We start from the raw sequence: 26,674 nt of genomic DNA, 5'->3' as shown, positions 1-26,674 counted from the left end.
TCGGCGATTCGCGCCCGAGAGAAGCAGCTATTCTGAGTTGAGAGTTTCTGACGAGGGAAACTGGATTGCGTTTTGGTAAATGGAATCTCGCTATTTGTCTTTTGTCCTCGGTTGGCTTGGGCGGATGCGCCGTCGGACCGAAGTATCGGAAGGCCGATGTCCCCACGCCGCCCAGTTGGTCTGCCCAAGAACCGTGGCGTGCCGCTGAACCGAAGGACGGTATTCCCAAAGGCGCCTGGTGGACTCTCTATCAGGATCCCGTTCTCACCCAGCTTGAACAGAACGCGCTGAACGCGAACCAGTCGATTCAATTGGCAGTGACTCGTGCTCAGCAGGCGCGCGATCTGGCGCGTGTGCAGGTGGCCGGCTTCTTTCCGTCGCTATCTGCCGGAGCGAGCGCTGAGCGGCAACGCCTCTCTGCGAATCGCCCTGCAGTAGGAGCGACTGCGCCCACGGCGGCGATTACCGAAAACATTTTTCAGATCCCGTTCCAGCTCAATTACGAAGCCGATATCTTCGGACGTATCCGACACAACGTCGAAGCCGCGAATGCGCAATACCAGGCCACGGCTGCCGATCTGGAAAACGTTCGCCTGCTGATTACTTCCGACCTCGCCTCCGACTACTTCAGCCTGCGCGAACTCGATGCCGAGATCGCAGACGTCCAGGAAGCGATCTCGTACGACGAGAAAGGATTGAAGCTGGTGCAGAACCGTCACGCCGGAGGCATCGCTTCCGGTCTCGATGTCGCGCAGCAGGAGACTGTGCTCGACGCGGCACGCGCGCAGCTTCATTTGCTGCAACAGCAGCGAGCTACGTTTGAGCATGCGATCGCTACGCTGGTTGGCTCGCCGGCTCCCACGTTTCATGTGGCGCCCGCGCCGCTGACGACGAGTATCCCCGCGATTCCCATGGGAGTACCGAGCGACGTGCTCGAACGTCGTCCTGACATCGCTGAAGCGGAGCGGCAGATGGCCGCACAGAACGCCCTGATCGGGGTTGCAAAGAGCGCATTCTATCCCTCAGTGTTTTTGTCCGGCGGCGCCGGATTGCAGACCGCCGATATTACGAAGCTGTTCGTGGCTCCAAGCTCCTTTTGGTCGCTGGGAGTCTCCGCTGCCGAAACGGTCTTCAGCGGCGGCCGGCTTCACGCTCAACTCGATTACGCCAAGGCGGGATATCAGGGTTCTGTCGCAACGTATCGCAACACCGTGCTGACGGCCTTCCAGCAGGTAGAAGATGGACTCTCGGGTCTCACAACTCTGGCCGACGCTGCCGCAGCCCAGCAGAGAGCTGTCGAGGACTCGCAGCGTTATCTCAGCATCGCCAATGATCGCTACGTCGGCGGACTGGTGACGTACCTCGACGTAATCACAGCCGAGCAAACTCTGCTGAGTAATCAACGGCTCGCAACACAGTTGCTTGGCCAGCGGCTGGTCACGTCAGTGTTCCTGGTCAAAGCACTTGGCGGCGGTTGGGACCGCAAGGACATCGAAGCTCTGCAAGTCCGTCCGGAGAAGAAGAACATCGTGCAGCAGTAACGCGCGCAGCCCATATTGACGAGAGGCCACGAATCTCGCGAGTGTTGCCGCGAATCTATTCTTACGAGGAGGCGCTAGTCATGAAATCAAAAGCGCTGCTCTCGGCCACTATCTTTTTTGCATTCGGGCTCGCTGCCTTCGCCCAGCAGGAGCCCCCGTTTCCTGGAACGCAGGCGAGTGTCGTAGTCTCCGCTGAGCCCCAACACGGCACAAGTGTTCCAGCGCTCCATGCTGACGATGTAATCGTCACGCAGGGTAAACAGCGAGATCAGGTGATCTCACTCGAGCCGCTTTTAAGTTCTCAGGCTGGCGTGCAGGTTTTCATTCTGATCGATGATTGCTTGTCAACGTCTGATCTCGGCCCTAAGCTGACCGACATTCGCCAGTTCATCGACGCGCAGCCTGCGAACGTGCAGGTTGGAGTCGCGTACATGCGCAACGGAACAGCTCTTGTCGCGCAGAATCCAACCAACGATCACGCCCTTGCTGCCAAAGCTCTGCGGCTGCCCACAGGCGAGTCAGCCGGAGGCGCTAGTCCGTATTTTTCGCTTGGCGAGTTAATCAAGCGCTGGCCACAGACGAATGCTGCCCGGCAGGTCATCATGATCTCGGACGGCGTCGATCCGTATTGGGACAGCTTCAGCCTCGATGATCCCTATGTGAATGGGGCAATCGCTCAGGCCCAGCGTGCTCGCGTGGTTGTGAACGCGATCTATGCTCGCGGCGATGGGCATCTCGGCCATACGCGCTGGAGAATTACGCTGGGACAGAGCTTCCTCTCGGAACTGGCGAATTCAACGGGCGGTGAAGCCTACTATCTGGCGACCGACAGCCCGCCTTCCTTCACGCCATATCTGAACCAGATTTCAGCACGCATGCAGCACGCATATCTGCTTACCTTCAAAGCTCAGCCGGGCCCGAAGTCCGGCATGCAGCCGGTAAAGATTGCAACCGAAGTTCCCAATGTGGATCTTGTCGCCCAAAGTCACGTTTACGTGCCCGTGAGCTAAGCAGAATTTCGGAACGAAAGAAGGCGTTCATGGCAACCATCGTCGAAGTTCGGCCCACCACTCCATTCCCAGCGCCTTCGCTGCCCAAAGCCGAACCGTGCATTCTGGTCATCTTTGGCGCGACCGGCGACCTTACACGCAGGAAGTTGATTCCCGCCCTCTACGACCTCGCTTGCGTAGGTTGTATGTCGCCTCATTTCGACATATTAGGTATTGGACGGAAGCCGGTCAGTGACGAGCAGTTCCGCCAGGATCTTGAAGAAGCTGCGTCGCATTCCAAGGACGCCCGTAATTTCAGCAAAGATGGATGGAAGGACTTCGCACGCCGCATCTCTTACTTCCGCGCCGACTCCGACGATCCCAATTCGTATGCGAAAGTCGCCCAGCATCTTGCAGAGATGCAGTCTCGCGGCGGAAGCCCGAACCTGCTGTTTTATCTCGCGACTCCATCGTCTCTATTCGCTGAGATCATTGAAGGCCTCGGCCAGGCGAAGCTGAACCACAACGAGCATGGATGGACGCGCATCATCGTTGAGAAGCCATTCGGGAGCGATCTGAAATCTGCTGAGGAATTAAATCGCATTGTTACCTCGGTGTTTCCCGAGGAGAGCGTCTACCGCATCGATCACTATCTCGGGAAAGAGACCGTTCAGAACATTCTGGTGTTTCGTTTCGGGAATCTGCTCTTCGAGCCGATCTGGAACCGCAATTACATCGATTACGTCGAGATCATCGGCGCCGAGACGCTGGGGGTCGAGCAGCGAGCCTCCTTCTACGAAGAGACGGGCGCACTGCGCGACATGGTGGCAAATCACATGCTCCAGCTGCTGAGTCTCACGGCCATGGAGCCGCCACTAGCGTTCGACGCGACTTCCGTGCGCAGCAAGAAAGTTGAAGTGTTGAACGCGATTCGTCCGATGAAAATCGAAGAAGTGGCCGAGCGGACTGCGCGCGGACAGTACGGTCCTGGGCAGATCGACGGAACGCCAGTGCCCGGATATCGCCAGGAGCCCGGGATCGCCGCCAATAGCCGCACGGAAACGTACGCAGCCGTGCAGTTCTCGATCAATAACTGGCGATGGGCCGGTGTCCCGTTCTTTGTTCGCACGGGGAAGCGGCTGACACGCAATCTCACAGAAATCGCCGTGCATTTCAAGCGGACTCCGCAGGCGCTATTCGCACACGAGTCGGACCAGGAAGTTCATCGCAACATCGTGGCATTCCGAATTCAGCCGAACGAGGGAATTACCGTGGACTTTGCAGCGAAGCGTCCGGGAACTGAGATGCATACCGCGAACGTGCAGCTCAATTTCCGCTACCGCGAGGCGTTTGGAACCAAGACTCCCGTCGCCTACGAGACGTTATTGCTCGACGCGATGCGCGGCGATGCGACGCTGTTTACTCGTCGTGACGAAGTAGAAGCCGAATGGAAGCTGATTACTCCGATTGAGGAAGCCTGGGCGCAGCTTCCCGCTCCGAAGTTTCCGAATTATACGGCTGGCAGTGCAGGTCCCGACAAGGCCGACGAGCTGCCGGGAAAACACGGCTGGTACTGGCGAACGCTGGATCCGCTCGCCTGATCGGCTCCCAGCTTTGGTTTGCCTCAGCGAAATCTAGTCCGCAACGAGAGCTGCTGGCTGCATCACCTCCTAATCCTGACGCAACACGGCAAATACTCTGCTCATCAGAAGATACAGAAAGCTCGCCCGCGAGCGCGTTTCTTTGGGGGGACACTAGGGAGATATCCAAATGAAGAGTCTATTCTTAAGTTTTCTGCTGGTTGCTTTTAGCTGTGTGGCTTTCGGCCAAAGCGACAAAAATGCTGGTTCCACGACTGCCGGCACCAAATTGGAAGAGAACCATCCGGCGGTAGCCGACCGTCTCGATGAAGCAACGTCCATGTTGAAGGACATTATGGCGGCGCCGGACAAAGGTGTACCGTCGGAGATGCTGGAGCACGCGAAATGCATCATTGTGATTCCGAATGAGAAGAAGGCAGCATTCGGAATTGGCGGCAACTATGGCCGTGGCTTCGCGACGTGCCGAACTGCCAATAACGCTGCTGCCTGGAGCTCGCCAGCGCCAGTATTCCTTGGTGGCGGAAGCTGGGGAGCACAGATCGGCGGGCAGTCAACCGACATACTTATGCTGGTCATGAACGATAAGGGCGCACAGCAGCTCCTTTCCAGCAAGTTCAAAGTGGGAGTGGACGCCAGCGCCGCTGCCGGTCCAATCGGCCGCAAAGCAGGCGCAGATACAAACTGGAAGCTCAACTCCGAGATTCTGACCTACTCGCGCTCGAAGGGCTTATTTGCCGGCATCGACATCAACGGCGCCGAAGTAAAGCAGGACGACCGTACGACTCGCGATCTCTACGGCAAGCTCGTGCCCTTCACTCAGATCCTGAGTGGACAGGTGCGTACGCCCTCTCCGGCTCGCGAATTCCTGGCCGAGGTTCACCGCGATTTCGCCGAGGCTCGCGCCAGCAAGTAACTCGTTCCATTCTGAATATGAGAAGCCTCGCGTTCGCGGGGCTTCTTTCTACTCCTCTGAAGCGTTTTCCTCACGTCGAAAAATTACTGCATAGCTTGAACAAAGCGAAGCTCACGGAGAGCTCTACGTGACCTCGGATTGAAACCTTTGCGACCTTGGTGTTCGCTCTTGCTTTTTGAGAGAAAGAGAGAGAGAACTGAGCGCGTTACCGCTGACTAGCCGCAGTCGTTGCCGTTGAGATCGGGACCTGCTCAACGATCTCGATCCCAAATCCTTCGAGCGCCGGTACTCTGCGAGGATGATTGGTCAGAAGCCTGATTCGCCGCAGATTGAGGTCAGAAAGAATCTGCGCCCCCAGACCAATCTGTCGCTGCGTTCGCCGCTGATGCTCGGGACTCTTAATCTCGCGGCTTTCGTGCGCGAATGAGAGAGCCGCGCCTTCCGCCACTTGGCGGACATTAAATCCTTTAGCGGTCTGATGCAGGTAGATGATTGCGCCGCGTCCTGCCTCGGCGATCATCTTCATCGAGCGATCAAGGATGGAATGGCAGTCGCACAGCGTAGTGCCAAACACATCGCCAACCAGACAATGTGAATGAACGCGCACCAGCACCGGCTGATCTCCTTCACCGGCATCGCCGTACAGCAAAGCTACGTGCGACTCACCGCCATCGACTTCAGATTCGTAAGCAACGAGACGGAACTCTCCATAGCGCGTCGGCAGCACGCCTTCGCCGATGCGATGGATGTAGCGCTCGTGCTGCATGCGGTAGCGGATAAGCTCAGCTACCGTAAGCATCTTCAGGTTGTGCTGCTGGCAAAACTCCATCAGATCAGGCACGCGCGCCATCGTGCCGTCTTCCTTCATGATTTCGCAGATCACGCCTGCGGGAATCAGTCCAGCCATGCGCGCGAGATCGACGGCGGCTTCAGTTTGCCCCGCGCGTACAAGCACGCCGCCTTTTCGCGCGCGCAGAGGAAACGTGTGTCCCGGCTTCACTAGATCGGATGGGCGGCTCGCTGGATCGATAGCAACTTTGATGGTCCTCGCACGATCGTATGCCGAGATTCCAGTCGTGACTCCGTCGCGAGCATCGACGCTTTCGGTGAACGCCGTCCCGTATTGGGAAGTATTATGCGGTGTCATCATACCGAGACGCAGATAGTCCAGACGTTCTTCGGTCAGGGCGAGACAAATGAGCCCTCGCCCGTACTTGGCCATGAAGTTGATGACTTCGGGAGTTGCGAACTCAGCAGCGATAGTCAGATCGCCTTCGTTCTCGCGGTCCTCGTCGTCGACGACGACGATCATGCGCCCGGCGCGAATCTCGGCCAGAGCGGTTTGGACGTCTGTGAAATGCGAACTCATGCAATCCCGATGCAGTTTGCGGCTGCTTAGATTCTAGCAGTGTTCCCAAATCAGGCAGCGGGAGGAAGCTCGCCCGCAATGGTACGACCAGGCGAACGCTTCCAGAACTCCAGGCCACGGCGGAAAAGAGCCATTGCCGCTCGGGCGAACATGCGGATGAGCACGACTGCCGCTATGACCAGAACGATGGCAATCGCCGCCGACCAATAGGGATGTCGCGTGGCAAACCAGGTGAGGCCGATCGATGCGGCGTCCTCGCCGGCGCTCAGAGCCATGTTCGTGAACGGCTCAGGCGATGGCGTGACGGCCGCGCGCGCTGCGAACTTGCCGGTATGTGCCACCCCAGAGATCACCGCTGCCAACGCGGTGCTTGCGATCTGCAGCGACGGTGAGAGCTGAGATGTTGCCGCGTAGGCTACCAGCGCCGCTAAAGGTATGCGTATGAAGGTATGTAGCGCATTCCAGACCAGATCAAAAGCCGGAACTTTGTCGGCGAAAAAGTGCAGGACGAACATCGCAACCGCCGCGGCGATGATCCACGGGTTCTCGATCGTGTGGAGCGCCGGTGGAAGGTCGACGACGTGAAAACGGCCTAGAAATCCGAGCGTTGCCAACATGGCATAGACGTTCAGTCAGGCGGCAAAGCTCGCGCCGATGACCAACGAGACAATCTGTGCCTGGCTCAACTCCATTTTCGTAGTTATATAAGAGTAAACCGAGGAAGCAGGGGTTGCGAAAGATTACAGTCGCAGAATTAGCAGGTCGTAGTCGACGTATTGATCTCCCATTTTGAGAGCGTGCTGTTCTCGCCCGTAGCAGCTGAATCCAAACGACTCATACAGCCTTTTCGCTGCCAACTGCTCCGTGCCAACTGCGAGCTCGATCTGCTCCAGTCCCTGCTGTGCGCGCGCAAGGCGCAAGACTTCGGCCAGGAGTTCCCGCGCAATTCCGCGTCCGCGGTACTCCGGAGTGACATATACCGAGTGAAGGCTGGCGCGATGGCGGTTCTTCTCCCGCTGTGCTCGTTCGAAGCGAAGGATGCCAACAAGGCGACCCTCGCAGAATGCGCCTAAGCCGAAACTCTCAGCCGTTGCGGGAATTCGCACGGCAACGTCTTCGATACTCCGCGCCTGATGCTCGGCTGCTGATTCGGAGAAGGCGTGAGGCTCGCGTTGTAAGGCCTCGAGGCGGATGTGCCATAGCTCTGCGGCATCGCGATCAGTGAGAATGCGCACTTCGTATTGCGGCACCTTCCTCACTCTCTCGTCGCTGGTATTCAATGAGCTGGTATCCACAATCACTGTCATCCCTTCGACCGCAGCCAAATCAATCAGAATCTTAAATGCATGGGTGTTGCGGTCGAGGGGATCTGTTTTGGTTGAGGAATCGGGAACAACAGGTCCCCCGCTCCGCGAATCAGATTGTTGCAGCTTCGACAGAAGGGCGGCGGAGCGAGGGATGACAGTGTTTGAGGGGACGAAGCTTCAACGTACTGAGGCGAAAAGCTCGAGTGAGACGGTTCAAACGAAATCAAGATCACGTGGTTTCAAAGCTGCCGTTCTGAAACGGGATGCTTCCCTGAGCGGCTGTTCCTAAAACGGGATATCTTCGTCCTGAATTCCGGTCGCATGGGCCGGTTCTTCATGATGCCCGTGGCTCTGGTCGAAGTTGCCGCCGCCCGCGGATGCGCCGCGAGAGTATCCGCGCGATCCACCTTCGGCGTCGCCTTCGCCTCGTCCGCTGAGGAGGACGAGATCGTTGGCGACAATCTCCGTCTTATATTTTTTCTGTCCAGTTTCTTTGTCATCCCAGGAACTGGTTTGCAGACGGCCTTCGATGTAAACCTTGGAACCTTTCTTCACGTACTCGCCCACGATCTCGGCCAGGCGCTGCCAGGCAACGATGTTGTGCCACTCGGTGCGCTCCTGCCACTGGCCAGCTTTGTCTTTATAGCCTTCGTTTGTAGCGAGCGAGAACTTGGCGACAGCCGTGCCGCTGGGGGTGTACTTGACTTCAGGATCTTTGCCGAGGTTTCCGACGAGAATGACTTTATTTACGCTCTTTGCCATGGGCCGCTCCGGAAGGAATTAAAGTGCGCTCAATATAGCAGGAAACAGGTTATCGGGTCATCGGGTGATCGGGCCATCGGGTGATCTGAGAATCAAGCGCGGGTTACACACTTCCTGCTCGCATAACCAATATTTGAAGGCTTTAGCCGAACGAATTCTAGACCCAGCGTTCATCTACGCCCAAAGATTCCGCCTAGATCCGGATCAGGTTTGGATTCAGATGACCCGATCACCCGATGGCCCGATCACCCGATTCCCCTCAGTCTGCGACCGTGATCTGCATGTTGTCTACAAACACGTGGTACGGCGTGCTGGCCGCGTTCAGATCGACTTGGAAGCCATTGGTGAACTCGAGGCGCGTTCCGGTCTGCGTGGCTTGGTGGGAGATGTTCGCGTTGTACGTCTGCCCATCGACTACGAGCGTGTCGTGGATCGCCTGCGTTCCGGCGATGTGGTAGGTAGAGACAATATGGTGCCATGTGTCTGGCGCGAAGCGTTGCAAAGGAATGCCTGTGGGCTCCCACTGCTTGGTGGTGTAGTTGAACACACGCCAGCCGTTCGAGTCGTAGTCGGCCTGCCAAGCGAAGTTGTAGGTGAGGCCGTTCACCGTCTGCTGACATTCGAACTCGATCGCCTGTGGAGCATTCGCGTACTGTCCAGGGATGTACATATCGAACTCGTAGCGCAGATTCGTAAGCGGATTCGGCAGCGTCGGCTGTTCGACGAAGTAGTAGCCGCCGGTGTATGCAGGACCGCCGTTCACGAAGAAGTCGGCTGCGTGCCCGCTGAGGCTCGGGTTCGTGATCCCCTGGGTCATGTGGTAGTCAGGACCCTGCCCAGTGCCACCGACGTTTCCGCATCCGCCGCACTGCTGCCAGCCTTGCTGATTCTGGATTCCGCCGATCACCGTAGCGCCTGCTGGCGTAGGATCGCTGCTCGGAGCAGGAGCTGGCGCGCTGCTCGTGTTCGAGGTACTCGTAGATGAAGAAGCGCTTCCTGTGCTGGCGCTTGTGCTCGTGCTCGAACTGGTATTGCTGCCCGCCACTGCGGTGCTGTTCGAGAACGGTTTGGCTCCGCCAGAGCCGCAGCCAACGATAGAAGCGATGGCCAAACCAGCCACGCTGAATTTTAAGAAAACCTTAGAAGTAAAACCCACCTGAACCCCTTCAGATAGAAAATTGCAACTGACTGAATTGACAGTAGGTTTGCTTCTACTCTGGCTATATCGGGGTACAGGTCTAGGTGTCGGAGGAAAATTCCCTAGGTACTTCTAAGTGATTCGCTTAGCTCTTTGGAACAAGGGGAGTACCGGAAGTGGCGTCAGGTGAACAATTTGTAGAGCATCAGGTAGATGATCACGCCGGTGATAGAGACATACATCCAGATCGGGTAAGTCCAGCGGGCGATCTTGCGATGCTTCTCAAACTTGCTGCGCAATCCGAGCGTGAGCGTAATGATGACCAGCGGCACGATGACGGTAGCGAGAATCGTGTGCGAAATCAGAATCGAGAAATAAACCGGGCGCGACCATCCGTGGCCGCGAAAACGGACCGAGCCGACGTGGGCGTGGTAGTAGAGATAGCAGCCGAGAAACAAGCAAGACATGACGAAGGCCGTAATCATCGTCGCGCGGTGCTTCAGAACTTGCCCGCGTTTAATGAAATTGTGCCCGATGGCCAGCAGCACGGCGGTGATGCCGTTCAGAGTAGCGTCGATTGGTGGAAAGATGCGGTAGTCGATCTGCATGAGTAACGGCGAACACGAAGTTCACAAAGGTGAAAACATGAGGTCACAAAGAAAAATCTCCGTGACCTCTTGTGTTGAACTTTGTGACCTTCGTGTTCGCTCTAGGTTCTAAGCCGCAGGCTGCGTAGTCCGTCGATTCACCATCATGAACGCTGCCCCGAAGATTGCCGCCGTGAAGATCGCCAGGATCGCCAACGACGTGCTCACTGAAAACAAATTCATCACAGCCGTAGCCGGGAAGAGCGCGGTGCGCAGCGCGTCCAAACCGTAAGTTAGCGGATTCATGCGCATCACCCAGCGAATCCACCCCGAGGCACCACTGGCAGGGAAGAGCGCACCGGAGAGCAGCCACAGTGGAATCAGGAACAAGTTCACGATCGCGTGAAACGCCTGCGCCGATTCCATGCGCCACGCGAGCGCAAATCCCAAGGCAGTAAGCGCGAAAGCCATCAGGAACACAGACACTACGACGACGAGAAAATCGCCTATCGTGAAGTGAACGCCAACGGCCGGCGCAAAGACTAAGAACACGAGTCCTTGAACCGCTGAAAGCGTTGTGCCGCCAAGAACCTTGCCCAGCACGATCGCCGTTCGCGAGACAGGCGCCACCAGAACCGAAGAAAGAAATCCGCGATCGCGATCTTCAATCACCGACATCATCGTGAAGATCGACGTAAACAGAACGATCATCAGCAGTGCGCCGGGGAAGAAATACTGCAGATAGTGCTGCTCGCCCGGTCCGGATCGGAACGAACTGCCGAAGCCTGAGCCGATCACAAGCCAAAAAAGGAGAGGCGAGAGAAGCACGCCGATCACGCGGCTCTTCTGTCGGTAGAACCGAACAATCTCCCGCCGCCACAGCGAGACGATTGGCAGTAGAGGATTGATGCGCTCGATCGCGCTAATTGCTGGAATGGTTGCCGTTTGCGCCATAGCTCAGCCGTTCGATTCTTGGTGTGACGCGCACATAGTGTTCTCGAGTACTTCTTACACCCAACGATACTGTCATCCCTCGCTGCGCCGCCATGAAGTCCGGATGCAAACCGCCTTGGGTTTGCGCAGCGGGGGACCTGCTGTTGAGAGGCACAACCAACAGCAGATCCCCTCGACCGCAAAACCAACCCATGACCAACGTTCGGCACCTCGCGGCGCTCGAAGGGATGACAGTGTCGAAGAATGGATCGCTCTATTTATTGTCAATCCTTTCGTTTTCTGTCCAGAACCTGTGACCGGTACGATTCACAAACACGTCCTCCAGCGTCGGCCTGCTTATGTTCACAGATTGAATCTCGCTGGCAAATACTTCCATTACTTCTGCGGCGAAACGATGCCCTTGAGCGCGCTCCAGACGAACCGTGTTCTCCTCGACCGAGCAGATAATTCCGAAGCGGCGATGAATGCGTTCAGCCAGTGCTTCGGGATCGTCGGCTTCGAACTGAATCACATCGCCACCGATCTCCGACTTCAATTCCGCAGGTGTGCCCAGCGCGACGACTTTGCCGTGGCTGAGAATCGCGAGGCGATCGCAGCGCTCGGCTTCTTCCATGAGGTGCGTTGTCACGAGGACCGTCACACCTTCCTGCGCTCGCAACGAATCGAGATACAGCCACAGATCACGACGGGCTCCAGGATCGAGTCCGGTTGTGGGCTCGTCGAGCAGCAGGATGGCAGGACTATGCATGAGTCCTTTGGCCAACTCAACGCGGCGCTGCATGCCACCAGAGAATGTCTCGACCAAATCGTCAGCGCGATCGGCAAGAGCGACGCGCTCCAGCATCTCGGCAATGCGCTGCTTGAGGCGTGCCCCACTGAGTCCGTAAAGATGTCCCTGATGCATCAGGTTCTCGCGCGCCGTTAGCTTCACATCAACGCTCTGAGCTTGGGCGACGACGCCGATTCGTCTGCGAACCTGGTTCGGTTGCTTCGCCGGATCAAAGCCAGCGATCAGTGCGCTGCCGGCGCTCGGAACCATCAGCGTGCTGAGAATCCGGAACAGCGTCGTCTTTCCGCTGCCGTTCGGACCAAGCAGTCCGAAAATTTCGGCCGGACGAACATCAAACGAGATGCCATCAAGCGCTACACGATCGCCGTAGCGGTGCCCGAGCTCGTTGACCTCGATCGCGGCGTTACGGGTAGCCGGCGATTCCTCTTCGTGGCTGAGCACAGCGGAGTGGGTACGACTGCTCATTGAACGGGAGTAAACCTCGCGCTGACCATCATCAGCACAAACAATGCAGGAAGATAAAGCACGCTGGCGCGAAGCAGTGAGCGCGCGAGTTTGCGAGAGTCGGCTGCGGCGAGCCCGGAGAGGACCCGTGAAAAGCGGATTGAATAATAAAGAAACCCAAGTGACAAAATCAGCGCGCCGAGAATGTACGTTTTTCCCACCATGTGCAGATAGCCAGGGAAGAGGCTGACGGGCACCAGCATCATGGAATAGGCAAGCACTTCGCGAACGGTCGAGCGTCCGTCTTCTTCAACCACAGGCAACATGCGAATACCGGCGCGCCGATAATCCTCGCGATACATCCACGAGATTGCGTGGAAGTGCGGGAACTGCCAGAGAAACAAAATCGCAAACAGAACCAGCGCTTCCCATTCGACACGCCCGCGAGCAGCAGTCCAACCCAGCAGCGGCGGCATCGCTCCAGGCAGCGCGCCGAATGTCGTACAGAGCGGGGAGTGCTTCTTGAGCGGTGTGTAAATGCCTGCGTATGCAGAAGCGGTGAGGATGCTGAGAATTCCGGTTAGAAGATTGGTTGTGACGGCGAGATATGCCGCTCCACCGAGAATGCACACCACTCCGATAGCTACCGCCTCGGCAACTCCCATCCGCTTTCCTGGAATGGGACGCCACTGCGTGCGCCGCATCTGTGCGTCGGCTTCGCGCTCGATTACCTGGTTCAGCGCAGCAGCTCCTCCGGATACGAGCCCAATGCCCAGCAGTGCACAGATCATCTGCCACGAGAACGCGGGAATGAGTTGACGCCGCGCCCCGAGGTAGTACCCGGCCCAGGCTGTCATCACGACCAACGCGGTGACGCGCATCTTGAGCAGAATCGCGTAATCGCCGAGCCGAGAGAAGCTGCGGACGCGAACAGGTTCAGGCCGTTGATCGAGTTGTTCCGGACTGGGAACAGTCTGCAGGGCTGCACTCATGCGCTGATCGCCTTTCTTGCCGGGGCATGTTCTGCGATTGCGGCAGGTTCTCTCACCAGAAGTCTGCGGACCTGCTCTTCCAGCACGAACGATGTCGCAAGCAGCAAGGCGCCGATGGCTACGTGAACCACCGTTGTGCTCACCATGCTGGGCAGAGGCTGAGCGGCATTCTTGCCCCAAACCACGCGCGTGAGATACGCAGCGAACCCGAATCCGAGCTGCACGAGAAGAAGTCCGATGATCGCCGCTGCGGAACGGCGCAGCGGAGCAATCTTCCCATATCGGGAGAGAACCCGCACCGCCGTCCACGCCAGAATTCCGGAAACCAACACCGCGTTCACCAGATGCGGAAGAATGCTCATCCCCGAGTGCCGGAACGCCGCGCCGAAGAAGAGCTGCAGATAAACAGCAACGATCGAGAGCACGGTAAGAGTCCGCGTGCTGGGGGTTCCTTCATCCGCCAGCTTCTCTGGATTCGATTCAGTCCAATTGTTTCCGGAATAGAGCGCCATCAGCACGGCGATTGAGAAGAATGTCTGGCCGAGAGCGGCGTGGGCGCTGGAGATATACCAGGGAAGAAAATACAGAACCGTCAGGCCGCCGAGAATTCCCTGCGCGACCACGGTCCCGATCGCCGCCAGACTCAAATAGCGGAACCAGCGTCGCTTATCGACTCGAAACGCCGCAATGCAGAACAGGATCGTCAGCAATCCGACGCCCTCGGCGATCATGCGATGCGTGTGCTCGAATTTCACGCCTCCGACCATCGGCGGGATCTTATAAATCGATCCAAAAGACGTCGGCCAATCCGGAACCGACAGCCCGGCGTCCTCGCTGGTGACCAGGGCGCCGGCAATAATCAGCAGGAAAATGCAGGTTGAGAGAATGACCGCAAAACGATGAAGACCGGCATGAAAACGAGTTGGAACGAATGGAACCTGAGACATGAATTTCCCGAAAAGCAGGACTGGTTAGTGTAACAAACGCGCTCGGCTGTCGGAAAAAGAAGAGAGGCGAACACGAAGGTCACAAAGGCTACACATGAGGTCACGGAGTGTTCTTTGTGACCTCTCTCTGTTGCCTCTGCGCCCTTCGTGTTCGCCTTTCCTCACTGCGTGGCGAACGAAAAATCCAAAGTCTTCTCGTCTTTCGGCACCAACGTCACTGTTTGCGTCTTCTCTCCAGCTGCCTCGTGGACTGCAGCAATCGTGTAATCGCCGGGTGGTAGTCCTTTAATCTCGAATTTTCCGTTCGCATCGCTGACCGCGTAGAACGGATTCGCGGCGACGTTTACGTATGCCTTCATCCACGGATGCTGATTGCACTTGAACGGCATCATCACTTCGGGATCGTGAAAGCTCTTCTCGATTGGCGCGCCTTTCGGCATCTGCGACATGTTCCATTGTGGGTTGCTCGGCGCGTTCGGCTGCGCGTGTACGTTGTGCATCGTTGGATCGCTGTTCAGGACTTTCAGCGTCTGGCCAGTCATCAGCGCGATCACGTGCGGCTCGTAGCGACAACCTTTCTGGTCGAGGATCACGGGTGTGGCGGGCACGGCGAAATGTTTGCCTTCAAGTCCCTGCTTCACATAGATGTATACGTTTGCCAGCCCACCATGATTCACAACGTACTGCTGCGAGAAATTCGGCTCGTGATTTTCGATCGTGCAGCCGGGATCCATTCCCATGTCGATCTGCACCGGAGCCGGCGCGCTGCCGGTGAAGTGGATCACACCGTGGATGCTGGCAGCCGTTGCGGGATCGACAGTAGTCAGCTGCGCCGAAGATTGGGCAGGAGTTTTGTTTTCCGGCATGGGCCGGGTGTTTTGACTGCAAGAGATCAGGAAGAATACCGAAAAGGGAACAAACAATGATGTGCTGCGCAGTCGCTGTATATTGAGCATTTACTCCTAGCATACGCGACGCGCTCGGTCGCATTCGCAAACACCCGGGCGAGGGCGCCCGGCTCCACGAGAGCTCCTATCGGCTGAGCGCCGGTTCTTTGCTGGTTTCGAGAGCGGCTATGACGGCATCTGCGAATTCCGTCGTGCCGACTTTGCCGCCTACATCACGCGTAATCTTCTTGCCTTCGGAATAGACCTGCTCCAGCGCGGAGTGCATGCGGTCTGCGGCTTCGGTTTCTCCGATGTGGCGCAGCATCAACACGGCTGATTGCATAACTGCCGTGGGATTGGCGAGATCTTTTCCAGCGATGTCCGGAGCTGACCCGTGGACCGCCTCGAAGATCGCGCACTCATGTCCCAAGTTGGCACCGGGGACAAGACCCAGTCCGCCGACGAATCCTGCGCACAGATCGGAGATGATGTCACCGTAGAGGTTCTCCATCACCATCACGTCGTACTGATAAGGATTGGTAACGAGCTGCATGCAGGTGTTGTCGACGATGTGTTCTAAATAGGGAATGTCAGGATAGATCTCCGCAGTATCGCGACAACAACGCAAGAACAGGCCATCGGTCAGCTTCATTATGTTGGCCTTATGGATGGCATGAACCTTCTTGCGGCGCTCGCGGCGAGCATAGTCAAACGCGAAGCGCGCGATTCGCGTGGAAGCTTTCTCTGTGATGATCTTCAAGCTCTCGACCACTCCAGGCACGACTTCATGCTCGATACCCGAGTACTCGCCCTCGGTGTTCTCGCGCACAATAACAAGGTCCACTCCGGGATAATTCGTCTTGATATTGGGCAGATTCTTGATGGGCCGAAAGTTCGCGAACAACTCGAACTTTTTTCGCAGAGTGACGTTGATGCTGGCAAATCCGCCTGCGATGGGAGTCGTTACCGGACCTTTCAGTCCGAGGCGCGTGCGCTCGACTGATTCGTAGAGCTCTTTCGGAATGTACTGCTTGGTCTTGGCATAGGCATCGGCGCCCGCTAGTTGAGTCTCCCACTCGAACTTCACGCCCGTTGCCTCGAGCACGCGGACCGTGGCATTCACGACCTCAGGGCCGATGCCGTCGCCGGGGATCAGTGTGACTTTGTGGACCATTCTGGAATCAGGCTATCTCTAGTGGTGTTTGATCGTCGACTTCGCTTTCGCTGCGGCCGAATCTTTAGTCATCAACTGTTCAAGCTCGGCGCCGAACTCGCGGACGTCCTTAAAGTCGCGATAGACGGAAGCAAAGCGGATGTAGGCGACTTTGTCCTGCTGCTTGAGCTTCTCCATGATCATCTCGCCGACTTCTGAAGTGCTGCGCTCGCGATCGGGGGAGTCGATGACGAATCCCTCGACATCGTTCACGATCTGCTCCAGCTTTCCCATAGATATCGGCCTCTTCTCGCATGCCTTTAGTAGGCCGGAGAGGAGCTTCTGACGGTCGAACTTCTCGCGGCGACCGTCTTTTTTCACGACCATGTAGGGAATCTCGTCGATGCGCTCGTAGGTGGTGAACCGCTTCTCGCATTGCGCACACTCCCGCCTTCGACGAATGAGCTCTCCCTCTTTCGTCTCCCTTGAATCCACTACTTTGTCATTGGTAAATCCGCAGAAGGGACACTTCATGGCGACGGCGACTCGATTGTAACAGGCGAAATTTCATGGCAAAGCCGCACAGACAGCGGGAGAAACGCAAAGGTAACCCGCTCACCAGTGCGGATCCTGAAGGTGCGATCGCGCTGCAAAGCGCGATCCAGAAACGAGCCCACCTCGCTAGAGCCTGCAGATCAGCAATTCCCGTTCGTACACCATCTCCGGTGGAAGGTGATCATGGAGCTTGATGAAGAGCTCCTCGTGCCCGATCACTTCCTGCTTCCACGCACTACGGTCGACCGTCTGCAGCTCTTCGAAGCGCTCTTTGGGAAAATCGAGAGCCTTCCACTCGATGTCTTCGTACTTCGGCAGCCAGCCGATCGGACTCTCTTTGCCAAGCGCACGGCCGTGAACACGATCAATGATCCACTTCAGCACGCGCATGTTCTCGCGGTAGCCGGGCCATAAGAAGTTCCCATTCTGGTCTTTGCGGAACCAGTTCACGTGAAAAATGCGCGGGGTGACGTTCAGAAGCCGCTGCATCTTGAGCCAGTGGCGGAAGTAATCGCCCATGTGATAGCCGCAGAAGGGAAGCATTGCCATGGGATCGCGCCGCACTTTGCCGACAGTGCCAGCGGCTGCGGCGGTCATCTCTGAGCCCATGGTTGCGCCAATATACACGCCGGCGCTCCAGTTGAACGCCTGATAGACCAGTGGGATCACACTCGCGCGACGGCCGCCGAAGATGAAGGCGCTGATGGGCACGCCGTTGGGATCTTCCCATGCGGGATCGATCGTCGGACACTGCGAAGCAGGCGCAGTAAAGCGGGCATTCGGATGCGCAGCCTTCGCGCCAGTCTGCTTTGCGATCTCCGGAGTCCAGCGATTGCCCTGCCAATCCAGACACTCCGCCGGAGGCTCTTTCGTCATGCCCTCCCACCAGACGCCGCCGTCCGGCGTAAGCGCAACGTTGGTGAAGATCGAGTTCCGCGACAGCGTAGCCATAGCATTCGGATTCGTCTCCCAAGACGTCCCGGGCGCCACGCCGAAAAATCCCGCTTCGGGATTGATGGCGCGCAATTGTCCGTTTTCATCGGGACGAATCCAGGCGATGTCGTCACCTACCGTCAAAACCTTCCAGCCCTCGAAGCCTTTGGGCGGCACCAGCATGGCGAAATTCGTCTTTCCGCACGCGCTGGGGAACGCCGCCGCAACGTACGTTTTCTCGCCCTGCGGAGACTCCACGCCCAGGATGAGCATGTGCTCGGCCATCCAGCCTTCGTCCCGCGCCATGGTTGAAGCGATGCGCAACGCGAAGCACTTTTTGCCCAATAACGCGTTTCCACCGTAACCCGAGCCAAACGACCAAATCTCGCGGCTTTCGGGGAAGTGCACAATGTACTTCTCTTTATTGCACGGCCAGGGAACATCCTTCTGTCCCGGCGCCAGCGGCACGCCGACGCTGTGCATGCAGGGCACCACGCGTTTTACGTCTTTATCGATTTCGCGGAAGACCTTCAGCCCGATGCGCGTCATGATGCGCATGCTTACCACGACATACGCTGAGTCCGTAAGCTGGACGCCGATCTGCGATGCCGGCGAGTCGATCGGTCCCATGCAGAACGGCAGCACGTACATCGTGCGTCCACGCATGCAGCCGTCGAAGAGGCCTTTCAACTTGCGGCGCATCGAGAACGGCTCTTCCCAATTGTTTGTCGGGCCAGCGCCGTCCTTCGAGAACGAGCTAATAAAGGTGCGGTCCTCGACACGCGCAACATCGCTGGCATCCGATCGAGTGTAGTAACAGCCCGGCCACAGCTTTTCGTTCAGCTTTACGAAAGTGCCTTTTTCTACAAGCAGCGCGCACAAATCGTCATATTCCTGCTGCGAGCCATCGACCCAATGAATGTTGGCCGGTTGAGTGAGTTCGGCCATCTTCTCCACCCAGCGGATCAAGTGTTTGTTGGTGGTCAACGGCTGCGTGTTCAGCGTCTGCGCTATGCCCATCGTTATGACTCCAAAACTATTGATTATACAAGCTTGGAGAGAGTGGCTATGAAGACGAGTCCCTCATTCGTTTGGACACTGCAGAGGTGTAACGCGTTGCTTTGGCAATGGGGCGCATCATCGACTCTTGGCGCTGGCTGGAAGCGTTTCAGCGAAGTCGGCATGATCTACCGAACACAAACGCCTTCCATGCGATATCGTTATTCGATTCGCATGGACGCCTCACCACTAGCCGGCTGGGAGAACTTCTACGTGATCGTCGGATCGTCTGCCGGCGCGCTCATCGGACTGCAATTTGTCGTCATCACGCTCATCGCCGATCTGCCCATAGGACGCGGCGCCGAGCAAGCGGGCGAAGCCTTTGCCACGCCGACAATCGTTCATTTTGGAACTGTGCTGCTCCTTTCGGCGATCCTCAACGCGCCATGGCACGGCATCCACGCTGCGGCCGTCTGTTGGGGAATCACCGGTGTCGCGGGCCTCGTCTATGCGGCCATCATTCTTCGCCGAGTCCGCCGACAAACCGCCTACCAGCCCCAATTTGAAGACTGGCTCTTCCATCTCCTGCTCCCAATCGCGGCGTATGCCATGCTGACGGGTTCAGCCGGTGCGGCCACAACTAACCCACGCTCCGCGCTTTTTGTGGTCGCAGCAGCGTCGTTGCTGCTGCTATTCGTCGGCATCCACAACGCCTGGGACGCCGTCACTTATCACGTCTTCGTGCAAAAACGAAGACAGCAGGAAAAAGAGCGCGAGCGCCAGATAGCGGTCAGCCCGCTAGTGGACAACAAGAAGTAAAGGCAAAAACAAATCCGGCGACCATTGTCGGTGACCGCTGGCGCGATAACGTCTACTTCTTTCTCACGCGTCGCGGTGATGGACGGCGTTTTTTCTTCGTTTCTGTGTTCTTCTCGGTCCGCAGCTTCCAGGCAGTTCGTAACGCGCCAAACAATACATCTTCGCTCGCCGCAGCCAGGCGGATGTGTGTATGTCCCATCCTCCCCCATCCGCCCGGAATGGGAAGGAAGATTTCAGGTGCATCTTCGACGAATACAGTCTGCTGTTCCAATGTGAGCATCAGATTTCCGTAGCCCTCGGCTTGCGAGGCAAGGGACGCAAACTTTCGGCCGCCGACGCGGAACGCAGGTGCTCCAGCATGAGGGTACTCTTCAACGCCTTCAAGGCTCAGAGCAATGCGGCGAAAATCTTCTGGGGTCATTTCGCAGCAGCGTAGCAGATACAAACTTGCAAAGCTGCACCTCATTTTTTCCTGTCAGAGTCGCCGCTGAGGTCCTAAGCTTTCAGTCGCGATGGCAAACTCACCGGATCGCGCACAACCCGTCCAGCCGCCTACTGGGCGACGAGGACTCTCATATTGGCAAGCGCGAGCCGCGCGCCACTTAGCGATCGCTCTGGCTGCTGCCGCTGGGACAGCACTCTTCTGGCATTTCTTTGCCGTGCGACGAGACGTGATCTCTCACCTCAGCATTGCTACGGCATATCCGGCACTGTTCCTCACCGGAGCAGCGATTCTGATCGGACCATGGAATGTGATCCGCGGACGCGCCAATCCAGTCAGCTTCGATCTGCGACGCGACATAGGCATCTGGGCCGGGATCACGGCGCTGGTGCATACCGGCATAGGAATCAACGTGCATCTGCGCGGGCGTCCCTGGCTCTATTTCATCGACGAGCATCACCGCCTTCGGCACGACCTCTTCGGCTTCGGCAACGACACCGGCCTGATTGCCGCTCTCCTCTTTCTATTATTGCTAGCCCTGTCCAACGATCTCTCGCTCCGCCGCCTCGGCACACGAAACTGGAAATCCTTGCAACGGTGGACCTACGCCGCCGTAGCGCTCACGGTCGCACACGCCGTCGCTTATCAGCGGATCGAGAAGCGCGAGCAGCTGTACAGAAACGTCCTCTGGATTACGACAGCAATACTCGCAGCAGTTCAGTTAGCAGGATGGTGGCAAACTCAACACAAACAGACACTCAGGAGCAACTAGCCGGGAGCCCTCCTCCCAACTTGTGACACGAGCACGCTTAAAGTGCACAACGGGAGCGTTCATGTTTGCCGTTGCTGTTCTTTTGCCGAATGCTCAGTGCCGGATAACGGTGTGATCGCTTTCTCAGATGCCAAATACCCATTCGCTCCCGCGAACGGTATCGGCTCTATCCGCTGACGCGATCACCCGGCCATGTTCATCAAAAGTCAGGGAGTTTTCGGAGCAGGTGTGCCGATGGCCCGCGCGAATTTCCAACTCCCGTCAGGTTGTCTGGACAAGATGCGAAGCATGAAAGCTTTTTGGATCACTTGTCGGCCATCGGGCAGTTGAAGGGTCACCGAGATCGATCCCCATTCCCAAGCCTCGTTACCGTTGATGTGACGTTCCGTCCAATCCTCGTCATACGAGAGTGTTCGGACTGCGGCAGAGCGCTGCTTTTGCGTCTCAAGGATGCTGCGGATTGCGGAAATCCCGACGATCGGCGGAGAAGCCGGTATTAACAGCACACCATCATCTGTCCAGAGCGACACTAGGGTGTCAATATCGTTGATCATCGCCGCTTTAGCGTCGCGACGTTCTAATTGGATAATCGCGGCAAGAGCAGACGCGTCCTCATTTGCAAGGGCTTTGCCGCTGATCCCGAGGAGAAACGACGCGACAATGATTTTCAGGAAATTCATGTTTCTCATGGGCAGTTCCTAACGGAGATTGAGTTGCAAGGCGCGGTCCTGAAATCGTCGTCGGATTACCGGACAAAGGAGTATTGCGATGATGAATGCATCGAAAACGATTCTCATTGTCGGGAGCGTCGGACTAACTGGAGCCGTCGAGAGTCGATGAAACGCGAGCAACGCATGGGCGATGGAAAACACCAGCGTCCCCCAACGTGCAGCGTCGTCGAGAATGAGCAATCCGAATCCAAGTACGCCAGGAACAATTGCGACAAAGAACGCGATCAAAAGGACGGGAAGGGCATCGGTCCAAGATTCTCTCACCCGACCTAATTGAAAAGTCAGCAATCCGACAAGAACCAGCGAGAATAGAACCTGGTATGAAGCAATGATCAGAACCATTGCGGGAAGCCGTTTGCCATCCAGGTCGGTGGTGACTGCGTCAATTCGGTTGAGGGCATAGGTCCTGAGTGCAACCACAACACCGCCTGTCATCCAGCGCAGCCGTTCTCCACTTTTGTGAATTTCGGCAGCTTCGGCGATTAGCGCTTTGCACCAGACAGAGTGTTCCTCCGGCAGCCTTTGCATAAGACCGGTTAGTATCCGCAGAAGAATCGATTCGAGCATGAGATCCTCTCAGGCGGGACAGCGTCTGCCGGTTGGATAAGCAGTCTTTCGTTCCGCAACGGCTATGCGGGCGAGTTTGCGTCCAGTAGTGGTGAACCGGTACACGTGTCGAGGTCTGCCGCTGTCGTCCGGCTGCTCCCATCGCGATTCGAGCCAGCCGCGTTGGGCGAGTCGCATGAGCACGGGATAAAGCGTTCCCGATTTGAGTCCGGTTCGCAATGCGATGTCATAGCCGTGAATCCAGGTGTGCGAGTCTTCGAGCAATGCCTGTAGTACTAACAACGTCTGTGCGGATATGCGAACCTCGCCTGTCATTACCCGGAAACTCTACATATGTAGAGTTAGTGATGTCAATACCATAGTTGAGACAGTTGCAGCCGCTGCCTTTTACCAGTGACCTCGAGGCGGTTGTTCATCGCGCACCTAACAGCACAGCTCTGCCCTTGTTTGTCCTCGGAGAACGTGATTCTCACCACGGCAGCGGCTTACCGTCGCGGAAGAAGCCGCCGGTGGGACCATTTTGGGAAAGCGTCGACGCCCAGACGATTCCGGCTGCGCCCTCGGCAATGGAACGAGGAGCGCCAGCGCCGCCCATATCGGTTGCCACCCACCCTGGGCACACCGAGTTTACGAGAATGTGAGCGTGACGAAGCTCGCCTGCGAGCGTACGAGTCAACGCATTGAGAGCGGCCTTGGTGACTTGATATGCAGGCGGACCAGCGCCCATGTGCTCCAGAGATCCGGACTCTGACGACACATTGACGATTCGAGCTGCTGTGCTCTTTCGCAGCAAGGGTAGGAACACCTGGCAGACACGCCAAGGCCCGAGCAGGTTCGTTCTAATCGTCTCCGTCACTGTGCCGTCGATCTCGGCACTCTCAGCAGTTTCCCATGTGTCGTAATTGATTCCGGCGTTGTTTACGAGAACATCGAGGTGATCGTGCCGCTTCGATACCTCAGCAGCGGCTCGTTCGATACTGCGCGGGTCGGAAACATCCAAGGCGACCGGCTCGATGTGACCGGTAACCTCAATCTTTGCCGCTGCCGCCCGAGCCTTGTCCGCATCGCGCGCGGTGAGCAGCACGGTAAATCGTCGCTCTGCGAGTTGCCGGCAAACTTCAAAGCCGATGCCGCGGTTTCCGCCGGTGACTAATGCGATTCGTGGTTTGTCAGCCATTTTCAGATTGTGCTTCGCTTCGATTGCGCCTCACTTCCGATATTGCTGGTCCGTGACGTGTTCCATCCAATCCACGGCCCATGGTCTCCGATTGACGCCACCCAAGACCGGACTGTGGAATTGCACGATACATGTCTACCGCTTTCCGAGCGGATAGTGGGTCGCAATCCCCATCGACGATCAAGGTTGAGGCTGTGATTCTGGACAGAGAAGACGACGTGAAAATCATGTAGTCAAAGCTGTCCTCCATTCCATGCATCCATTCCCACAAGGTTACGAACTGCTCGTCTTCGAGCCGGTGACACCAGGACAAGTCATAGGGTTTAACCGCCTCCGAAGTTGCGTGAGCACGCGAGATGTTCCTTAAACGTGTTCCTCACCGCGACGGCCTTTTCGACCCCAGCAAGTTTTGACCACCTTTTGACATGCCACTGACAAATGTTTGGGGCTCGGGAGGCAATGTTTTTAGCCGGCAGCCTGTCGCCTGCCGGTGAATCTTATCCGGACGCATCGCCAGAGCGTCCGCGACAACCAACTCTGTTTCAAAGGAGGAATCGATGCACTTGCTCCGTACCTGCACCATGCGCTTCGTACTTGCATTATTCGCCGTTACGCTCTCCGCGCCGTCGCTTTTGGCTGACGACGGGGCGCACTACCAACAGACTAACCTCGTCTCCGACCTTGCCGGCTTCGCAGCTCACACCGACGCCGATCTCGTGAACCCATTCGGTCTGACACGCGGTCCTGCGACTCCGTGGTGGGCCAGTGACGAAGGCACAGGCCTCTCCACGCTTTACAGCGCAGACGGCACCAAGCAGGGGCTGATCGTCACCGTTCCACCGCCGCCAAGTTCTCCCGCGGGCACAAAAAGCACTCCGACGGGCGTCATCTTCAACGCCAGCACGAGCGATTTCATGGTCGGTTCTCCTGCGGGTGTGGCGCGCTTTATCTTCTCCACACTCGATGGAACAATCTCGGGCTGGGTGCCGGCTCTCGGAACGACAGCAGTCATCGCCGTAGACAACTCTTCCCATGCAATCTACACGGGCCTAACCTCCGCGACGTTTAACGGAGCGACATTACTGTATGCCGCGAATCATAAGACCGGCTCAATCGACGTTTTCGATTCCCACTTCCAACCGACGACGGTCCCAGGGCAATTCGTTGATAATGCGCTGCCCGCCGGGCTCGTGGCATTCAATATCCAGGCGATCGGCAGCAATCTGATCGTCACCTACGCCAATGGCGCAACGCCGCCCGCGTTCGGGCGCGGATTGGGCGCAGTGGATATCTTCGACACCGGCGGAAATTTGCTGATGCGCCTGAAATCCCGAGAAGCCGCCCTGAACGCGCCATGGGGTATCGCGATGGCTCCGTCAAATTTTGGGGAACTTAGCAATCGACTGCTGATCGGCAACCTCGGCAGCGGGCGAATCGCTGCGTTTGATCCTGCTACGGGTGAGTTTGTCGGTTTTCTGCATGGCAGGCGCGGAGCGCTGTCCATCGACGGGCTTTGGGCAATCTCTTTCGGCGGCGGTACTACCACCAACGGTGCCTCGAACACTCTGTTTTTCAGTGCGGGAATTGACGGTCTCAAACACGGGCTGTTTGGCACCATCACGCCTCAAGTGAAGAACGATGACGATAACGACGCCGAAGACCAGAATGACGGGCAAAACGAAAAACACTGATTCGAAATTAAGACCAGAATAGAGACACGCCAGCCCCCATTGCCCAATCGTCGGCGTTTGGCATGTGATGACAGAACAACCACTGCTGCGGTGCCCCACGAGGATAACCGCAGCAGTGAAGAGAACCGTATCGCACTGGTTGCCAACCGAGCTTGCGCGAGGAAAGCTCTTGCCCTCGGTATCGCTCGGTTTCTTCGCGGGCTGCGCTCGGCCTGTTCGGAAAATGGATGGTGGCGCAAACGATGACCATTACTTCTATTTCTTTGCGACGGCAACGTGGCCATGCGGACGAAGGTGTTTCTACCCATGCTCAAACCGATCGCGCGCGACACTTGCTGATGCCCAACATGATTTAGTGACGCGAGCAGTTTGTTCCAACTCGCTTTTTGTGCGGCTGATTTCGTAACCGCGGCACTGAAAGCAGCGGATTTGGTAAGAGCGGAAGGAATTGAACCTTCAACCTACTGATTCCGAATTCATGACTTAAAAATGAATGGCTCAGTGATTTCCCAAGCATTTTTCTAAGCACAAATAAACAGATTTAGGCACGGTTGTTGCGAATTTTGCTACGAAGTTTTTGAGCTTGGTCGTTCGTTGGGATTCTCAACCTTCGTGATGGCACATCCTCCAGCGCCGACGTCGTATGCGACTGAACCTTATCGCACAGATAAATTTCGTCAACGGGATGCTGGCGCGAATGAGCGTTGGAGGAAGAATTGTTTTGGTAACTAGCCATCTTGCACACTTTTACGGCAGCGGATCAATCTTCGCGCCGTTGACATTCCATGCCGACGCGCCGATTTACATCACAGTAGCCAAGACTAAGATTCCAGCAGCGTCCGTAGCTTGTGAGCGTATCTGCGGCTCGACGTGACCACCGTTCCTTCTGCCAGTATGATGTCGTACACCCCATCGAACATCGGATGAATCTCGCTAATGCGGGCACTGTTCACGATGGCCGATTTCCGCACTCGGATGAAGTGGTGTGGCGCGAGCTTCTCTTCCAGTTGTGCCAGGGTTTCCCGCAACAGGTGACTGTCGTTGGCGGTGTGTATGCAGGCATAGTTTCCCGCAGCTTCGATCCACAAAACCTGGGAAACGGGAACAAAGAAAATCCGTTTCTTATCCTTTACTACAAAGCGTTCCAATGGGCGAAGACGACGGAGGGATTGGAGCAGCGGTTCCAGACCTCGACTTGCTGTCCCGCGCTGTTCGACAACCTGGAGTGCGTGAACCAGGGCCTTGGCAAATCGCTCCTTATCATATGGCTTCAACAGATAGTCAACAGCGTGAACTTCGAATGCGCGAATGGCATGCGCATCGTGAGCCGTGACGAAGACATAAACGGGAGCGGCGCTCGCAGATGGCTCCACATTTTCGATGACTCCAAAACCGTCCAGATCAGGCATCTGCACATCGAGAAAAACGATGTCGGGATGAAGTTCGTTGATCTGTTCCACCGCACTGATTCCGTTCGCCGCCTCGCCTACAACTTCAATGTCGTTGTGTTTGGCCAGATAGCGACGGATACCGCGCCGGGCGATCGGTTCGTCATCGACGATGAGGACTCGCGTCTTCATGCGAACTCCGCAGTGGAATGGTGATGATGGCCTC

Annotated in this window: 28 protein-coding genes; 8 read left to right on the top strand and 20 right to left on the bottom strand. The window is 56.9% G+C overall.

What is annotated here, in order from left to right; genetic code table 11:
• The first annotated feature begins 65 nt into the window (after nt 1–65).
• From VFU50_13865 to VFU50_13850, 4 genes are all read left to right on the top strand, one after another.
• A complete protein-coding gene (locus VFU50_13865) occupies nt 66–1,541 on the top strand; it encodes an efflux transporter outer membrane subunit (GenBank protein HEU5233945.1) in 1,476 nt (491 codons plus the stop codon).
• Nucleotides 1,542–1,621: 80 nt separating this feature from the next.
• Complete coding sequence (locus tag VFU50_13860) at nt 1,622–2,551, top strand: hypothetical protein (GenBank protein HEU5233944.1); 930 nt, start codon at nt 1,622–1,624, stop codon at nt 2,549–2,551.
• A 29-nt stretch (nt 2,552–2,580) separates the two neighbouring features.
• Nucleotides 2,581–4,131 (top strand): glucose-6-phosphate dehydrogenase, encoded by a 1,551-nt coding sequence (gene zwf / locus VFU50_13855; GenBank protein ID HEU5233943.1) that lies wholly within the window; start codon nt 2,581–2,583, stop codon nt 4,129–4,131.
• Nucleotides 4,132–4,300: 169 nt separating this feature from the next.
• The gene (locus VFU50_13850) at nt 4,301–5,044 is read left to right on the top strand and encodes a lipid-binding SYLF domain-containing protein (protein HEU5233942.1); all 744 of its coding nucleotides are present in this window, start codon (nt 4,301–4,303) and stop codon (nt 5,042–5,044) included.
• Between the two features lie 205 nt (nt 5,045–5,249).
• On the opposite strand, the gene ribB is transcribed toward VFU50_13850, so the two are convergent.
• The 5 genes from ribB to VFU50_13825 all read right to left on the bottom strand — a co-directional run bounded on the left by ribB (nt 5,250) and on the right by VFU50_13825 (nt 9,389).
• Nucleotides 5,250–6,413 carry a 3,4-dihydroxy-2-butanone-4-phosphate synthase gene (gene ribB, locus VFU50_13845; GenBank protein ID HEU5233941.1) on the bottom strand — a complete coding sequence of 388 codons (1,164 nt, stop codon included), beginning with the start codon at nt 6,411–6,413 and terminating at the stop codon, nt 5,250–5,252.
• 50 nt (nt 6,414–6,463) lie between these two features.
• Nucleotides 6,464–7,045 (bottom strand): DUF4126 domain-containing protein, encoded by a 582-nt coding sequence (locus VFU50_13840; protein ID HEU5233940.1) that lies wholly within the window; start codon nt 7,043–7,045, stop codon nt 6,464–6,466.
• Nucleotides 7,046–7,153: 108 nt separating this feature from the next.
• Nucleotides 7,154–7,738, bottom strand: a complete 585-nt coding sequence (locus VFU50_13835) for a GNAT family N-acetyltransferase (GenBank protein ID HEU5233939.1) — start codon at nt 7,736–7,738, stop codon at nt 7,154–7,156.
• A gap of 267 nt (nt 7,739–8,005) precedes the next feature.
• The gene (locus tag VFU50_13830; protein ID HEU5233938.1) at nt 8,006–8,482 is read right to left on the bottom strand and encodes a single-stranded DNA-binding protein; all 477 of its coding nucleotides are present in this window, start codon (nt 8,480–8,482) and stop codon (nt 8,006–8,008) included.
• A 259-nt stretch (nt 8,483–8,741) separates the two neighbouring features.
• Nucleotides 8,742–9,389: a hypothetical protein gene (locus VFU50_13825; protein HEU5233937.1), complete on the bottom strand. Its 648-nt coding sequence runs from the start codon at nt 9,387–9,389 to the stop codon at nt 8,742–8,744.
• A gap of 55 nt (nt 9,390–9,444) precedes the next feature.
• Here VFU50_13825 and VFU50_13820 point away from each other — a divergent pair, with 55 nt between their 5' ends.
• Nucleotides 9,445–9,642 (top strand): hypothetical protein, encoded by a 198-nt coding sequence (locus VFU50_13820; GenBank protein ID HEU5233936.1) that lies wholly within the window; start codon nt 9,445–9,447, stop codon nt 9,640–9,642.
• A 160-nt stretch (nt 9,643–9,802) separates the two neighbouring features.
• Here VFU50_13820 and VFU50_13815 read toward each other — a convergent pair whose 3' ends face one another.
• From VFU50_13815 to VFU50_13775, 9 genes are all read right to left on the bottom strand, one after another.
• Complete coding sequence (locus VFU50_13815) at nt 9,803–10,228, bottom strand: DUF420 domain-containing protein (GenBank protein ID HEU5233935.1); 426 nt, start codon at nt 10,226–10,228, stop codon at nt 9,803–9,805.
• 108 nt (nt 10,229–10,336) lie between these two features.
• A complete protein-coding gene (locus VFU50_13810; GenBank protein HEU5233934.1) occupies nt 10,337–11,161 on the bottom strand; it encodes an ABC transporter permease in 825 nt (274 codons plus the stop codon).
• 253 nt (nt 11,162–11,414) lie between these two features.
• Nucleotides 11,415–12,416, bottom strand: a complete 1,002-nt coding sequence (locus VFU50_13805) for an ATP-binding cassette domain-containing protein (GenBank protein ID HEU5233933.1) — start codon at nt 12,414–12,416, stop codon at nt 11,415–11,417.
• On the bottom strand, nt 12,413–13,387 hold the full coding sequence (gene cyoE, locus VFU50_13800; protein ID HEU5233932.1) for a heme o synthase: 975 nt from the start codon (nt 13,385–13,387) through the stop codon (nt 12,413–12,415). The genes VFU50_13805 and cyoE overlap by 4 nt, the downstream gene beginning before the upstream one ends.
• A complete protein-coding gene (locus VFU50_13795) occupies nt 13,384–14,334 on the bottom strand; it encodes a COX15/CtaA family protein (protein HEU5233931.1) in 951 nt (316 codons plus the stop codon). The genes cyoE and VFU50_13795 overlap by 4 nt, the downstream gene beginning before the upstream one ends.
• A 161-nt stretch (nt 14,335–14,495) precedes the next feature.
• The gene (locus VFU50_13790) at nt 14,496–15,290 is read right to left on the bottom strand and encodes a carboxypeptidase regulatory-like domain-containing protein (protein HEU5233930.1); all 795 of its coding nucleotides are present in this window, start codon (nt 15,288–15,290) and stop codon (nt 14,496–14,498) included.
• A gap of 76 nt (nt 15,291–15,366) precedes the next feature.
• On the bottom strand, nt 15,367–16,395 hold the full coding sequence (locus VFU50_13785) for an isocitrate dehydrogenase (NAD(+)) (protein ID HEU5233929.1): 1,029 nt from the start codon (nt 16,393–16,395) through the stop codon (nt 15,367–15,369).
• An 18-nt stretch (nt 16,396–16,413) separates the two neighbouring features.
• Nucleotides 16,414–16,908 (bottom strand): transcriptional regulator NrdR, encoded by a 495-nt coding sequence (gene nrdR, locus VFU50_13780; GenBank protein HEU5233928.1) that lies wholly within the window; start codon nt 16,906–16,908, stop codon nt 16,414–16,416.
• Between the two features lie 147 nt (nt 16,909–17,055).
• Nucleotides 17,056–18,882, bottom strand: a complete 1,827-nt coding sequence (locus VFU50_13775; GenBank protein ID HEU5233927.1) for a phosphoenolpyruvate carboxykinase (GTP) — start codon at nt 18,880–18,882, stop codon at nt 17,056–17,058.
• 48 nt (nt 18,883–18,930) lie between these two features.
• Here VFU50_13775 and VFU50_13770 point away from each other — a divergent pair, with 48 nt between their 5' ends.
• Nucleotides 18,931–19,680 (top strand): hypothetical protein, encoded by a 750-nt coding sequence (locus VFU50_13770; GenBank protein HEU5233926.1) that lies wholly within the window; start codon nt 18,931–18,933, stop codon nt 19,678–19,680.
• Between the two features lie 52 nt (nt 19,681–19,732).
• On the opposite strand, the gene VFU50_13765 is transcribed toward VFU50_13770, so the two are convergent.
• The gene (locus tag VFU50_13765) at nt 19,733–20,101 is read right to left on the bottom strand and encodes an MmcQ/YjbR family DNA-binding protein (GenBank protein ID HEU5233925.1); all 369 of its coding nucleotides are present in this window, start codon (nt 20,099–20,101) and stop codon (nt 19,733–19,735) included.
• A 91-nt stretch (nt 20,102–20,192) separates the two neighbouring features.
• On the opposite strand from VFU50_13765, the gene VFU50_13760 reads away from it, so the two are divergent.
• On the top strand, nt 20,193–20,894 hold the full coding sequence (locus VFU50_13760; protein HEU5233924.1) for a hypothetical protein: 702 nt from the start codon (nt 20,193–20,195) through the stop codon (nt 20,892–20,894).
• A 206-nt stretch (nt 20,895–21,100) separates the two neighbouring features.
• Here the strand turns inward: VFU50_13760 and VFU50_13755 are convergent, their stop codons facing one another.
• From VFU50_13755 to VFU50_13740, 4 genes are all read right to left on the bottom strand, one after another.
• Complete coding sequence (locus VFU50_13755) at nt 21,101–21,583, bottom strand: DUF4440 domain-containing protein (GenBank protein HEU5233923.1); 483 nt, start codon at nt 21,581–21,583, stop codon at nt 21,101–21,103.
• 9 nt (nt 21,584–21,592) lie between these two features.
• Nucleotides 21,593–22,192, bottom strand: coding sequence for a hypothetical protein (locus VFU50_13750; protein HEU5233922.1), 600 nt, complete (start codon nt 22,190–22,192; stop codon nt 21,593–21,595).
• Nucleotides 22,193–22,201: 9 nt separating this feature from the next.
• The gene (locus VFU50_13745; protein ID HEU5233921.1) at nt 22,202–22,507 is read right to left on the bottom strand and encodes a helix-turn-helix transcriptional regulator; all 306 of its coding nucleotides are present in this window, start codon (nt 22,505–22,507) and stop codon (nt 22,202–22,204) included.
• Nucleotides 22,508–22,661: 154 nt separating this feature from the next.
• Entirely contained in the window at nt 22,662–23,369 is a 708-nt protein-coding gene (locus VFU50_13740) for an SDR family oxidoreductase (protein ID HEU5233920.1), read from the bottom strand.
• 557 nt (nt 23,370–23,926) lie between these two features.
• On the opposite strand from VFU50_13740, the gene VFU50_13735 reads away from it, so the two are divergent.
• Nucleotides 23,927–25,060, top strand: a complete 1,134-nt coding sequence (locus VFU50_13735; GenBank protein HEU5233919.1) for a TIGR03118 family protein — start codon at nt 23,927–23,929, stop codon at nt 25,058–25,060.
• A gap of 821 nt (nt 25,061–25,881) precedes the next feature.
• Here VFU50_13735 and VFU50_13730 read toward each other — a convergent pair.
• The coding region (locus tag VFU50_13730) for a LytTR family DNA-binding domain-containing protein (GenBank protein HEU5233918.1) at nt 25,882–26,674 on the bottom strand (793 nt) is incomplete at its 5' end.

This window comes from Terriglobales bacterium (genome assembly GCA_035764005.1).
In the GTDB taxonomy this organism is placed as follows: Bacteria; Acidobacteriota; Terriglobia; order Terriglobales; family Acidobacteriaceae; genus Gp1-AA112.
This window is presented reverse-complemented; position numbering and strand designations above follow the sequence as displayed.